13 protein-coding genes are annotated in these 13659 nt (G+C 49.8%); 3 read left to right on the forward strand and 10 right to left on the reverse strand.

Going from position 1 to position 13659, the window contains the following annotated elements; genetic code table 11:
- Window positions 1-53: 53 nt before the first annotated feature.
- Window positions 54-701, reverse strand: coding sequence for an RlmE family RNA methyltransferase (locus NB647_RS08130; protein WP_269282891.1), 648 nt, complete (start codon window positions 699-701; stop codon window positions 54-56).
- A gap of 32 nt (window positions 702-733) precedes the next feature.
- Here NB647_RS08130 and yhbY point away from each other — a divergent pair, with 32 nt between their 5' ends.
- Entirely contained in the window at window positions 734-1201 is a 468-nt protein-coding gene (yhbY, locus tag NB647_RS08135; protein ID WP_269264110.1) for a ribosome assembly RNA-binding protein YhbY, read from the forward strand.
- Between the two features lie 8 nt (window positions 1202-1209).
- Here the strand turns inward: yhbY and greA are convergent, their stop codons facing one another.
- The 9 genes from greA to NB647_RS08180 form a co-directional block, all read right to left on the reverse strand.
- Window positions 1210-1686, reverse strand: a complete 477-nt coding sequence (gene greA / locus NB647_RS08140; protein WP_269264111.1) for a transcription elongation factor GreA — start codon at window positions 1684-1686, stop codon at window positions 1210-1212.
- An 87-nt stretch (window positions 1687-1773) separates the two neighbouring features.
- Window positions 1774-5004: a carbamoyl-phosphate synthase large subunit gene (carB, locus tag NB647_RS08145; protein ID WP_269264112.1), complete on the reverse strand. Its 3231-nt coding sequence runs from the start codon at window positions 5002-5004 to the stop codon at window positions 1774-1776.
- A gap of 99 nt (window positions 5005-5103) precedes the next feature.
- Entirely contained in the window at window positions 5104-6252 is a 1149-nt protein-coding gene (carA, locus tag NB647_RS08150) for a glutamine-hydrolyzing carbamoyl-phosphate synthase small subunit (RefSeq protein WP_269264113.1), read from the reverse strand.
- Between the two features lie 194 nt (window positions 6253-6446).
- Window positions 6447-7655 carry a tryptophan--tRNA ligase gene (locus tag NB647_RS08155; protein ID WP_269282894.1) on the reverse strand — a complete coding sequence of 403 codons (1209 nt, stop codon included), beginning with the start codon at window positions 7653-7655 and terminating at the stop codon, window positions 6447-6449.
- Between the two features lie 6 nt (window positions 7656-7661).
- Window positions 7662-8321, reverse strand: coding sequence for a site-2 protease family protein (locus NB647_RS08160; protein ID WP_269282897.1), 660 nt, complete (start codon window positions 8319-8321; stop codon window positions 7662-7664).
- A gap of 50 nt (window positions 8322-8371) precedes the next feature.
- Window positions 8372-8998: an L-threonylcarbamoyladenylate synthase gene (locus NB647_RS08165; protein WP_269282899.1), complete on the reverse strand. Its 627-nt coding sequence runs from the start codon at window positions 8996-8998 to the stop codon at window positions 8372-8374.
- 29 nt (window positions 8999-9027) lie between these two features.
- The gene (gene htpX / locus NB647_RS08170; RefSeq protein WP_269282901.1) at window positions 9028-9906 is read right to left on the reverse strand and encodes a protease HtpX; all 879 of its coding nucleotides are present in this window, start codon (window positions 9904-9906) and stop codon (window positions 9028-9030) included.
- 208 nt (window positions 9907-10114) lie between these two features.
- On the reverse strand, window positions 10115-10948 hold the full coding sequence (locus NB647_RS08175) for a 3',5'-nucleoside bisphosphate phosphatase (RefSeq protein ID WP_269282902.1): 834 nt from the start codon (window positions 10946-10948) through the stop codon (window positions 10115-10117).
- A gap of 72 nt (window positions 10949-11020) precedes the next feature.
- Window positions 11021-11890, reverse strand: a complete 870-nt coding sequence (locus NB647_RS08180) for an alpha/beta fold hydrolase (RefSeq protein ID WP_269264119.1) — start codon at window positions 11888-11890, stop codon at window positions 11021-11023.
- 192 nt (window positions 11891-12082) lie between these two features.
- Between NB647_RS08180 and NB647_RS08185 the strand changes: the two genes are divergently transcribed.
- A complete protein-coding gene (locus tag NB647_RS08185) occupies window positions 12083-12661 on the forward strand; it encodes a gamma carbonic anhydrase family protein (RefSeq protein WP_269264120.1) in 579 nt (192 codons plus the stop codon).
- A gap of 59 nt (window positions 12662-12720) precedes the next feature.
- A complete protein-coding gene (gene hslO / locus NB647_RS08190) occupies window positions 12721-13647 on the forward strand; it encodes an Hsp33 family molecular chaperone HslO (protein ID WP_269282904.1) in 927 nt (308 codons plus the stop codon).
- The last annotated feature ends 12 nt before the right edge of the window (window positions 13648-13659 follow it).

The raw sequence follows: 13659 nt of genomic DNA on the forward strand, positions 1-13659 counted from the left end.
AACCGAAATACACACTTTTTACAAATGGAGACAAAATCATAAAAATCAAGTCACTATTCTTCACCATGACGCAACTGTCGTCCCAACAAAAAGATTTCCGAAGAATAATCACGACTTGCCTTGGGTTTCTTGGGAGTGACACTTATAAAAGTTTCACGGAATCTTTTCAATATTTCGTTGTAACTGCTCCCATTGAAACACTTGACCAGCAATGACCCGGACGGTTTGAGATGAGCCTGTGCAAAATCAAGTGCCAGCTCCATCAGATATTCCACCCGGGCAGCATCAGTCGATGCGATTCCTGAGAGATTGGGTGCCATATCAGATAATACAAGATCCACCTTTCGTCCTTTCAGTAACGTCTCGAGTTCATTCAGAACTGATTCTTCCCGAAAATCGCCCTGAAGGAAATGGACTCCCGGCACCGGTTCCATCGGAAGAATATCGAGACCGACAACAACCCCGTTAACCTGATTGCTGCCTTGAGCTCCCAGTTTACGGGTAATATACTGTGACCAGCTGCCAGGAGCGCACCCCAGATCGACAATAATCTGACCCGGTTTGATCAATCCTGTATCTTCATCTATCTCACTCAGCTTGTAAACGGCACGGGCACGATAACCTTCCTTTTGCGCCAGTTTCACATAAGGATCGCCGAGATGGTTTCTCATCCAACTTTTATTGAATTTATTCTTTGACATTCGCGTAAAATACAGTTTTCCAAAGGAATACTATGCTGAAATTAACTTCTGCACAACGAAGCCTGCTGAGATCGCAGGCACACAGTCTGAATCCGGTTGTCATGATTGGCGATGCCGGATTGAGCGACGCCGTTCTGAAAGAAATCAATGTCAACCTTGATGCGCACGGCCTGATCAAAATCCGCGTTTTCGGTGATGACCGGCTGGCACGCGTCGAAATACTGCAATCGATCTGCCAGCAACTCGATGCTGCTCCCATACAGCATATCGGCAAACTGCTGGTCATTTATCGTCCGCAGAAAGAATCTGTCAAACCGGCGGAAAATAACAAAAAAGGGGGACTGAAGTCTGTTGTGACGTTCAAACCGGGATTCGGCGCCATCAAGAATCGCGTGAAGAAAGTCCTGATCAAAGGCAACGAGCGCGTCACCCAAGGCGGACTGATCAAACGCAAGAAAACCCGCCAGACGAGTGCCAAGAAAAAGGCACTCGCCCGGTAAAGACGATTTCAGATAAACAATACATCAAGAATTTCATATTCGCGGATTCCGGCGGGCGCGTTGACTTCAACGACATCGCCCGCTTCGCGACCGATCAGGGCACGAGCCAGCGGCGAAGTAACCGAAATTTTCATCTCCTTCAGATCAGCCTCGTCATTACCGACAATCTGGTAACTGACCTTTTCACCGTTTTCCAAATCTTCCAGTGCCACGGTAGCAGCGAAAACAACACGGCCATTGGTATTCAAGGTTTTTGGATCGATAATCTGCGCCGAACTCAACTTGCTCTCCAGTTCGGCAATACGCCCTTCAATAAACGCCTGACGTTCCTTGGCTGCATCATACTCCGCATTTTCGGACAAATCCCCATGAGAGCGGGCCTCGGCAATGGCAGCAATCACTTCATAGCGGTCTTTGGTTTTCAGCCGATGCAATTCATCACGCATCATTTGTGCGCCTCTGACAGTAACTGGTATAGAACTCATTTTTCCTATCTCTCAAAAAAACCGGCGAGACTTTGCGACACGACAACAGTGCCAGTAAAGCCTCGCAAACTCATTTACTCATTCACTTCAGTGAAGCATTCTGTGCAGACTCTGCAAATCATAGACGTTGATATTGTCCATACATGCGATCCCCTGAACAGCTGCTTCCGCTCCCGCAATTGTCGTAATAGTATTGATACGGGCTGCCAGAGCCGATGTCCGTATGATGCGGGAATCGAAAATGGCGTTCCTTCTTTCTTCCACAGTATTGATCACCATCACGATTTCATGATTTTTGATCACGTCACCGATATGTGGTCTCCCTTCGGCAACCTTGTTCACTGTTTCAACTTCAATACCCGCTTCACGAATCGTATTGGCCGTTCCTCTTGTCGCCATAATCGTAAAACCGAGTTTGACAAGATCTTTCGCCACCTTGACGGCCCTTGGTTTGTCGCTGTCCTTGACCGAGAGGAAAACCTTTCCTGAACGCGGCAAGTTCACTCCCGCCGCCATTTGCGACTTGACAAAAGCCTCGCCGAACGATTTTCCAACTCCCATGACCTCACCGGTCGATTTCATTTCCGGCCCAAGAATCGTATCCACACCCGGGAATTTGACAAACGGAAAAACAGCTTCCTTGACACTGAAATAAGGCGGTACGGTTTCCTTGTCGATACCCTGTTCATCCAGCGATTTACCGACCATGCACCGGGCTGCAATCTTCGCCAGTTGCCGTCCGGTCGCCTTAGAAACAAACGGAACCGTACGGGAAGCCCGTGGATTGACCTCAAGCACAAACACGACATCCTGCAGTTTGCCATCCACTTCCTGATGCTGGATAGCGAACTGGACATTCATCAGACCGACGACATTCAGGCCTTTTGCCATCAGTGTTGTCTGACGTTTCAGTTCCTCGATGGTTTCTTCCGACAATGAATAAGGCGGCAAGGAACAGGCAGAATCACCGGAATGAACCCCTGCCTGTTCGATATGTTCCATGACACCGCCGATCACGACCCGTTTTCCATCGGATATACAATCCACATCCACTTCGATCGCATCGTTCAGGAAACGGTCAAGCAAAACGGGCGAGTCGTTGGAAACCTTGACGGCCTCACGCATATAACGGTCCAGACCAGCCTGATCGTGGACGATTTCCATGGCACGGCCGCCCAAGACATAGGAAGGACGGACGACAATCGGATAGCCGATTTCCTTGGCCAGTTCCATCGCTTCTTCTTCGGTACGCGCAGTTCGGTTAGGAGGTTGCCGCAGATTCAGTTCTTTCAGCAGTTTCTGGAAACGCTCGCGATCTTCCGCCGCATCGATCATATCCGGAGACGTACCGACAATCGGCACACCATTGGCTTCCAGATCAAGCGCCAGCTTCAGCGGTGTCTGACCGCCATACTGGACAATCACACCATATGGTTTTTCCTTGTCGACGATTTCCAGAACATCTTCCAGCGTTAACGGTTCGAAATACAACCGATCCGAAATGTCATAATCCGTAGAAACGGTTTCAGGGTTGCAGTTGACCATGATGGTTTCATAACCGTCTTCACGCATCGCCATGGCAGCATGAACGCAACAGTAATCGAACTCGATTCCCTGACCGATACGGTTCGGGCCACCGCCCAGAACCATAATCTTCTTCTTGTTTGTCGGCTCGGCTTCACATTCTTCATCATATGTGGAATACATGTAAGCCGTATTCGTGGCGAATTCCGCTGCACAGGTATCGACCCGTTTGTAAACCGGCCGGATACCCCAGGCATGACGTTTGTCACGAATTACCTTGTCTGTCGTTTTCAGCAACCAGGCCAGACGTTTGTCGGAGAACCCTTTTTGCTTGAGTTTGAAAAGAGTGTCCTTGTCAAGATCTTCCAGTTTCTGCCGGTCAAGCCATAATTCGATATCGACGATTTCCTTGATCTGCGCCAGAAACCAGGGATCGATATGCGTCAGATTATGTACCTCGTCCAGCGTGAAACCCTGTGCGAATGCATCACCGACATACCAGATACGTTCCGGGCCCGGTTCGCCGAGTTCTTCCTTGATGACTTCGTGATCGGTCGTTTTCTCATTCATGCCTTCCACACCGACTTCAAGCCCGCGCAAGGCTTTCTGGAACGACTCCTGGAATGTCCGGCCGATCGCCATCACTTCACCCACCGATTTCATCTGCGTCGTCAGATGCGGATCGGCAGATGGGAACTTCTCGAATGTGAAACGGGGTACTTTCGTGACGACATAATCAATGGAAGGTTCAAAAGAAGCCGGTGTCGCACCACCCGTAATTTCATTTCTCAGTTCGTCCAGAGTGAAACCGATCGCCAGCTTGGCCGCCACCTTGGCAATCGGGAACCCGGTTGCTTTCGATGCCAGCGCAGATGAACGGGAAACACGTGGATTCATCTCGATGACGATCATGCGTCCATCTTTCGGATTGATGGCGAACTGGACATTCGATCCACCTGTATCCACCCCGATTTCACGCAGAATGGCAATCGAGGCATTGCGCATCAGCTGATACTCCTTGTCGGTCAGTGTTTGCGCCGGCGCCACTGTAATCGAATCACCGGTATGTACTCCCATCGGATCCAGATTTTCGATCGAACAGACGATAATACAGTTGTCCGCACGATCACGAACCACTTCCATTTCATACTCTTTCCAGCCGATCAATGATTCCTCGATCAGCAATTCACTGGTTGGAGAAGCCTCCAGTCCACGACGACAAATCGCATCGAATTCTTCTTCATTATAGGCAATGCCGCCTCCCGTACCACCCAGTGTGAAAGACGGCCGGATGATCACCGGGAACCCGATTCTTTTCTGGACATCCCAAGCCTGATCCAGCGAATGCGCAATTCCGGAACGTGCCGAGGAAAGCCCGATTTTCGTCATGGCTTCCTTGAATTTCGAACGATCTTCCGCCTTGTCGATCGCTTCCGGCGAAGCACCGATCAGCTCAACACCATATTTCTCCAGAACACCATTACGATACAGATCAAGTGCGCAATTCAGAGCTGTCTGGCCACCCATGGTCGGCAAAATGGCATCGGGCTTTTCTTTCTCGATAATCCTTTCGACCACTTTCCAGGTGATCGGTTCGATGAACGTCACATCCGCCATATCCGGATCAGTCATAATGGTTGCAGGATTGCTGTTGACCAGAATGACCCTGTACCCCTCTTCCCTCAAAGCCTTGCAAGCCTGGGCACCGGAATAATCGAATTCACAAGCCTGTCCAATGATAATGGGGCCGGCGCCAATAATAAGAATGCTTTTGATATCAGTACGTTTTGGCATATTTTCAAGTTGTATAGGTTACCGTTTTCAAAAACCGGAAAACGGCGAAAATGCTTTCAATTTTGCCGAAGCAACCCCTGCCACAGCGAAACCGAATGGTTACTTGTCCTTTTTGGCTTTTTCCATCAGTCCGACAAATCTGTCAAACAGATAATCGACATCTCCCGGGCCGGGCGAAGCTTCAGGATGCCCCTGGAAACAGAAAGCGGGCTTATCGGTTCGGGCAAATCCTTGCAGGGAACCATCAAAAAGCGACTTGTGCGTTACCTTGCAATTGGAAGGCAATGTAGAAGCATCGACAGCAAAGCCATGGTTTTGCGATGTGATTAATACTTTTCCCGTTTCAAGATCCTGTACAGGATGATTGGCGCCATGATGGCCGAATTTCATTTTCATGGTTCTTGCACCGGCGGCCAACGCCATGATCTGATGCCCGAGACAAATCCCGAAAGTCGGAATGCCACGCTCGATCAATTCACGAGCCGCATCAATTGCATACGTACACGGTTCGGGATCGCCGGGGCCATTCGAAAGAAAAACGCCATCCGGTGACAGTTTCAGTACATCTTCAGCCGAAGATTGTGCCGGAAGTACGGTGACTTTACACCCGCGATCAGTCAGCATACGCAAAATATTACGCTTGACACCGAAATCGAATGCAACGACATGATACTTGTAGTCGCCAAGCTGCTTGTAACCGGAACCCAGCTCCCAGCCCGCTTCCGTCCACTCATAGGAACTGTCTGTCGTAACCTCTCTGGCCAGATCCTGCCCGGAAAGCCCCTGACAACCACGTGCCAGTTCAAGTGCTTTCCTTTCATCGTTCCCGACGACAATCGCGCCACTCTGCGCCCCTTTTTCACGAAGAATACGAGTCAGTTTACGGGTATCGATACCGGCAATCGCGACAATATTCTGTTCTTTCAGATAATCGGGAAGAGACTGGGTTGCACGGAAATTGGAAATGACGGGCTGGACATCTTTGACGATAAAACCGGCTGCCTGTATTTTTCTGGACTCGACATCTTCAGGATTGACACCTGTATTGCCGATATGAGGATAAGTCAGGGTAACGATCTGCCCGCTGTAACTGGGATCCGTCAGAATCTCCTGATAACCTGTCATGGAAGTGTTGAAAACAACTTCGCCGGAAGTCTCACCTGAAGCGCCAATAGAATAGCCGTGAAAAACAGTGCCGTCTGCAAGCGCCAGAACGGCTGGAACTTGTTGACCGAAAGGGAATTGCAAGGTAACTCCTTTTAGTGCTACCGCAACGGCACCGCTTCATCAGGCTGCATTAACCTCCCGAACTGCTGTTAACCAGTTCGGAACGCTGGAGTTTTAATAGGAGTCGGACAACGCAGGCGCTACGGTAATGATTGAATTCGTTAAGCCATTCAATTATAGCCGAGAATAAATATGCCAGCAAATTGCCGCTTCCATTATTTTCCGGAATATCCCAACCCCATCGCTTCCCGGACATCACGCATGGTTTCGCCAGCCAGCTTGCGCGCCTTTTCACAGCCATACTCGACTATTTCCCTGACAAGCGCCGGCTTGGCGACATACTGTTGCGCTCTCTCCTGCATCGGTTCCAGTTCACGAATGACCGCATCGATAATCGGCTGCTTGCACTGAATACAGCCTATTCCGGCAGAACGGCACCCCTGTTGCACCCATTCTTTCGTTTCATCATCGGAATAGACAACATGGAAAAGCCAGACCGGACATTTTTCGGGATCCCCCGGGTCAGTTCGCTTGACACGTGCCGGATCGGTCTGCATCGTCCGGATTTTTCTGGCTATCGTTTCCTTGTCATCACGCAACGCAATCGTATTGCCATAACTTTTCGACATCTTGGCGCCGTCAAGCCCCGGCAACCGGGAAGCTTCCGTCAACAACGCTTGAGGTTCCGCCAGAATCTGCTTGCGACTTCCCAACAGATAACCGTACAGCAGCTCCCTGTCACTGGTGGACAGACTGCCGGCCTGATCCAGCATGGCCTTTGCCTTCTCAAGCGATTCGGTATTTCCTTTCTCCTGGTAATCCGTGCGCAATTCCATGAAAATCCTGGCCTGTTTGTTTCCGAGTTTTTTCGCGCTCGCCTGAGCCTTCTCGTCAAAGCCTTTTTCCCGACCATACATATAATTGAAACGTCGCGCCAGCTCCCGCATGATCTCCATGTGCGGCAATTGATCCTCCCCGACAGGAACTTTATTGGCACGATAAACAAGCACATCGGCCGCCATCATGAGAGGATAGCCCAGAAAACCATAGGTCGTCAGATCCTTGTGTGCCAGCTTCTGTATCTGATCCTTGTAGGTCGGCACCCTCTCCAGCCATGATAGGGGAGTCGACATGCTCATCAGCAACGTCAGTTCGGCATGTTCAAGAACCCTGGACTGGATGAAAATCGTCGCTTTTTCCGGATCAATACCGGCTGCGAGCCAGTCAATCACCATTTCCCATGCATTCTTTTCGATGGTTTCCACTTCATCATAATGGGTTGTCAATGCATGCCAGTCTGCGACAAAAAACAGGCTTTCGATTTCCGATTGGATACGAACCCAGTTTTTGATGGCGCCATGATAATGGCCAAGATGCAATGCGCCGGTCGGACGCATGCCGGAAACAACACGATCAGGATACATAATGAATCACAAAGACAAAAAATATAACAATGGATAAAGAAACAGGTTGACGATCCAGCGCCCCAGATACATCACCGGACGCATCCAGTAATTCGTCAGCCCGAGATAAACCAGTCCCAGCACGATGAAAAAGCCGTACCGCTCGATCTGGGCAAACTTGTACGCCATATTCACCGGCAACAGACTTGTCATTATGCGTCCTCCATCCAGCGGTGGCAATGGGAAAAGATTGAAAGCGAAAAGGACCAGATTGATCATGACACCGGCATCGGCCATCTGAAGAAGAAACCCGTTCTGACCATGCGCCAGCAACAAACCGACTTTGAACAGACTCCACAGCAAAGCCATAAGAAGATTCGAACCTGGTCCCGCCAGGGCCACCAGTGCGGAATCTCTTCTGGGATGACGCAACTGCCCGAAATTGACGGGAACCGGCTTGGCATAACCGAAAATAAAAGGGCTGCCCACAAGAAAAAGCATGGCAGGAATCACAACAGTTCCGAGTGGATCGATATGCCTGAACGGATTCAGTGTCATTCTTCCTTGCATATAAGCGGTTGAATCACCGAGAAAGCGCGCGACAAAGGCATGTGCCGCCTCATGCAGGGTGATGGCAAGCAACACGGGAATAACCCAGACTATGGCCGTTTCAGCAATATTTTCCATTCCATACTTTCAGATCATGAAACAGCCGATAAATGCATCGGGCCGTTTTTTTACAACCCTATCAGGGCAGGCTCTCCCCGTCCACTACGCACTAGCAAAGGTTCCTTGCCGGTCAGATCAACGACCGTCGTGGGCAACAGGCCACAGGCTCCACCATCAACAACAGCGTCAACCAGTTTTTCCAGTCTTTCCTGAATGACATACCCTTCCGTCATGGGATCTTCATCGCCCGGAAGAATAACCGTTGTACAGATCAGAGGTTCTCCAAGCTCTTTCAGCAAGGCCTGATCGATACGGTTGTCCGGCACACGCAAACCGATTGTCTTGCGAGACGGATGCGACAAACGGCGCGGTACCTCCTTGGTTGCTTGCAAGATAAAAGTAAAGGCCCCCGGTGTCGCCGTTTTGAGAAGGCGATAAGCGGAATTGTCCACTCTGGCATAGGAACCCACTTCACTCAAATCACGGCACAACAACGTCAGTAAATGCCGTTCGTCAATCTGGCGGATCTGCCGTATCCTGTCAACGGCTGCCTTGTCATCCAGACGGCATACCAGCGCATAACTGGAATCGGTCGGTATAACGATCACTCCTCCATCACGCACAATATCGGCAGCCTTCCTGATCAGGCGGGTTTGAGGATTGACAGGATGTATTTCCAGATAAAAACTCGTCATTTCTCAACTTTTAGTCTTGAACCGTTCCATCAGATACGACCGGTCTGTAGCGCCTCAATCCTTTTTTCGATAGGAGGATGCGTCGCAAACAGCGACATGAAACCACTGCGGCTGCTGATACCCATTGCCGTCATGTTTTTCGGCAAGTCACCGGATTCCATATGTCCGAGCCGCTGGAGAGCATGGATCATAGGCCTGCTGCTTCCCAACAATCTGGCCGAACCGGCATCTGCCCTGAATTCCCGATAACGGGAAAACCACGCAACAATCATGGAAGCCAGAACGCCAAACAATATCTCGCAAACAAATACCGTAAAGAAATAACCGACACCACTTCTTCCATTTTCGGAATTTCTCGACAGCACATTATCCACCACAAAACCGACTACACGCGCGAGGAAAATCACAAATGTATTGACCACTCCCTGAATCAGGGTCAAGGTCACCATATCTCCATTGGCGACATGGGCGATTTCGTGACCGAGTACTGCTTCCACTTCCTCATGATTCATGCTTTGAAGCAAACCGGTCGAAACAGCGACCAGCGCCGAATTTTTGAAAGCACCGGTCGCAAAAGCATTCGGTTCCCCTTCGTACACAGCGACTTCCGGCATCCTGATTCCGGCTTCCATTGACAGTTTCTGAACGGTATTTAACAACCATTGTTCCGTTGCATTGGAATGTGAATCGATTACATATGCTCCCGTTGACCATTTGGCCATCCTTTTGCTCATCAGTAACGAAATAATGGAGCCGGTAAAACCGACAACCAGAGAAAATACAAGCAAACTGCCCAGATCCAGTCCACTGCGATACAAATAGCGATTGACCCCCAGAAGCGACAGAACGATCGACATAACCAGAACGACTGCCAGATTGGTCACAATAAAAAGAAAAATTCTTTTCATGAATGAATTCCGTATTTCCGAATTGTATAGGATTGAAATATTCAAATAGGTCTGTTTCCCGGAAAATCAAGTCCTGTTCTTACAAGATTGCCGGAAAACTGAAACGGATTATTAATTTTTTACATGAGATAAGCGAATATAATGGCAAATTGAAAATCATGCAGCAATTTTTGGTTTCAATCGGTAACAGGGAAACGAAACGCTCCTGTCAACGCCAGTCTTTCCAGACCGGTTCGACAGGACAGGGAAAATCGGGAAGACAACCGACGTCAACAGGAGATTCTCCCGGTGCATGAAAATCGGAACCGACCGACGCCAGAAATCCGTAACGATTGGCCAGTCTGGCAAAATACAGATACTGATCAGGAGTATGACTGCCCGTTACGACCTCGATACCTTTTCCTCCCAGCTGCTTGAATTCATCCAGAAACGCGTATAACGCCACATCCTTGATTTTGTATCGGCCCGGATGGGCGACGACAGCCATTCCTCCCGCATCCAGAATCCACTGGACCGCTTCCGTCAAAGTCGCCCATTGGTGGCGGATATAGGCAGGACCTCCATCCTTCAGGTAACGGTCGAAAGCATTCGAAATCGTCGGGCAGACACCGGTTTCTACCAGAAAACGGGCAAAATGCTTTCTGGAAATCAGGTTCGGATTGGTCACATACTTCAGGGCGCCCTCATAAGCGCCTTCGACACCCAGTTCGGCAAACCGTTCTCCCATTCTCTGTGCCCGTTCCATACGCCCCATACGGTTTCTGCGAAGCATGTCGACCAGTACCGGATCTTTTTCGTCAACATGCAAACCGACAATATGGATGGATGTCCCCGCCCAGGTAATCGAAATTTCCACACCGGAAACCAGTTCAATCCCCATTTCGCTGGCTGTCCTTTTCGCTTCCGTCACACCAGCCACTTCATCGTGATCTGTCAGAGCCAGTACCTTAACACCATTGTCACAGGCACGTCTGACCAGATCGGCCGGGCCAAGAACACCATCCGAAACACGTGAATGCGAGTGCAGATCAATATTCAACATAAATCAGATCCACCATATCCTTAAAATTGTATTGTACGACGACCGTCCGGCGCAGACAGGCACCACTTTCTGTCAACCCAGAAAATCCTCGATCAGTTTCGCAACGGCTTCCGGCTGATCATGCTGTAACATATGACCGGCACCTTCCACCAACGCAATACGGACATCCCGGATGTATGAGGCACGACGCCGGATCTCTTCCTGGGCCCTGGCCTGGTCTTTCATGCGGATACCCAGAAGGGAATGCTGCCCCTCGATAAAAAGCACTTTCGCTTCTATCCGGCTCCAGCATGCCAGAATTTCATCCAGCCTGGACAAGACAGGAAGTGTCTTGTGCCTTGGATCAGCCATCACGATGCGCTCTCCCTTATCGTTCACCTCCGTCCAGTAATCCGCCAGAAAAAAAGCTCTTTCATACGTCAGTCTGGGATTGTTTTTCTGCAATCGGGCGATAACGGCTTCCTTGTCCGGATAAGGTCGCAATCTTTCCGGTTTCTTCCGGGAATCCAGCCAGCGTTCCAGTCTTCCGGGTGCCATATCAGGACGGTTCTCGACAATACCGTAACCTTCCAGACTGACCAGCTGCGCCACCCGCGAAGGTCTGATTCCCGAGTAAACACTGGTGATATTCCCTCCCAGGCTGTGACCGATCAACCGGACAGGTTCATTGGGAGAATAATGATCCAGCAGGGCCTCCAGATCCGCCAGATAATCCGGAAACCAGTACCCTCCTTTTGCCCAGCCGGAATGGCCAAAACCGCGCATATCCGGCGCAATCACATGCCAGTCACGTTTGAATGCATCCACGACAAACTGAAACGAAGCGGATATATCCATCCAGCCATGTATCATAAACAGCTTCGGCGCACTTTCATCGCCCCAGTGACGGACACACAAACGCATGTCATAAGCATCAACAAATTCTGTTCGTGAAACTTTCATCGGTAATTAAAATTGTCTGTAAAGCAGAACATTATAATCATATGTCTTGCCTGAAAAACCGTTTCGAACGGAAAATCACATCCTGAAGCCGTAACTGCCCCGAGTCTAGTCATTTTTTCTTTCGGATCGATGACGCACGTTACAGAAGGTAAAATAAAAGTCTTTCAAGCCAGCCATTTCGTGAAGTCAATCATGCCCATTTATCGTTTAGGAAACCGTACACCGAAAATTCATCCCTCCGCTTTCATTGCGGACAATGCCACAATTATCGGAGATGTCGTCATTAAAGCCCATGCATCCGTCTGGTTCAATGTCGTTATCCGTGCCGACAATGACCGGATCACCATCGGTGAAAACAGCAATATTCAGGATGGTTCCGTCCTTCACGCCGATCCCGGTTATCCTGTGACCGTCGGAAAAAACGTCACTGTCGGACATATGGCCATGCTGCATGGCTGCACTATCGGAGACGGAACCATGATCGGCATCCGGGCAACCGTTCTGAACGGATCGGTCATTGCAGAAAACAGTCTTGTCGGTGCCGGTACACTGATAGCCGAAAACAAAAACTTCAAACCCGGTGTCGTACTGCTCGGTGTACCGGCACGGATCGCCAGAACCATGGATGAAAAAACAGCCGCCAGAATGCCGCGAGCGGCCAGTCACTATGTCTGGAACAAACAACGGTTTGAAGACACACTTGTCGGGATTGATCGACCGGAAGCCGGGAATTCGCCAGACAAGGAAAAATCAACAGATGCAAATCTTTAACGATACGGAAGTCTTTTGCACGGTAAAATCCGGTTATTGTTTACGTGGAACCCCATTCAATGAAAGATCAACTTAAAAAACTCCTTTTTCAACATGCTCCTGTTCGTGGCGAATTCGTTGAATTGTCCGAAACCTGGCATCAAATACAATTGCATCACGGATACCCTTTACCGGTCACCCGTCTTCTTGGCGAAATGATCGGTGCAGCCGTTTTGTTAAGTGCCAACATCAAGTTCGACGGCTCACTCATTATGCAGGTACAGGGTAGTGGCCCTGTCCGCCTGCTGGTTGTGGAATGCGACTCGTCCCTAAAAATCCGTGCCACGGCAAAACTGGCTGAGGATGCCGTCATCAAGGAAAACGCCACTTTCACCGATCTGATCAATCCGAATGGAACAGGCCGCTTTGTCATCACCCTGGATCCGCACGACAAAGTGCCGGGACAGCGCCCTTACCAAGGCATCGTTTCACTTGACGGTGAATCCATTTCCCGAATTATCGAAAATTACATGAAACAGTCGGAGCAACTCGACACCCGTATCTGGCTGGCTGCGGATTCCCTCGTCATTCGTGGTCTCCTGCTGCAAAAGATGCCGCCGGAAACCGGACCAGACGGGCTTGCCGAAAAAAACGACGAAGATGACAAGGCATGGGAACATCTTCTCGCTCTGGCATCGACTCTCAAAACAGAAGAACTGCTTGAAACCGATATCGAAACATTACAACACCGGCTTTTCTGGGAAGAAGATCTCTTTGCCTTCGATCCCGTACATCCGGCTTTCAGTTGCAGCTGCAGCCGTGAAAAAGTGGGCAATATGCTGAAAATGCTCGGGAAAAAAGAAATCGACGACGCGCTCAGGGAACAGGGAAATCTGGCAATTCATTGCGATTTCTGTGGAAAGACCTATTCATTCGATCCTGTCGACTGTGCGCAGCTTTTCACGGATAACAGCTCATCCGAGCCACCCGGACCATCAGTTCACTGAAATCCTGAAAAA

It is taken from the genome of Oxalobacter aliiformigenes (assembly GCF_027116575.1).
GTDB classification, from domain to species: domain Bacteria; phylum Pseudomonadota; class Gammaproteobacteria; order Burkholderiales; family Burkholderiaceae_D; genus Oxalobacter; species Oxalobacter aliiformigenes.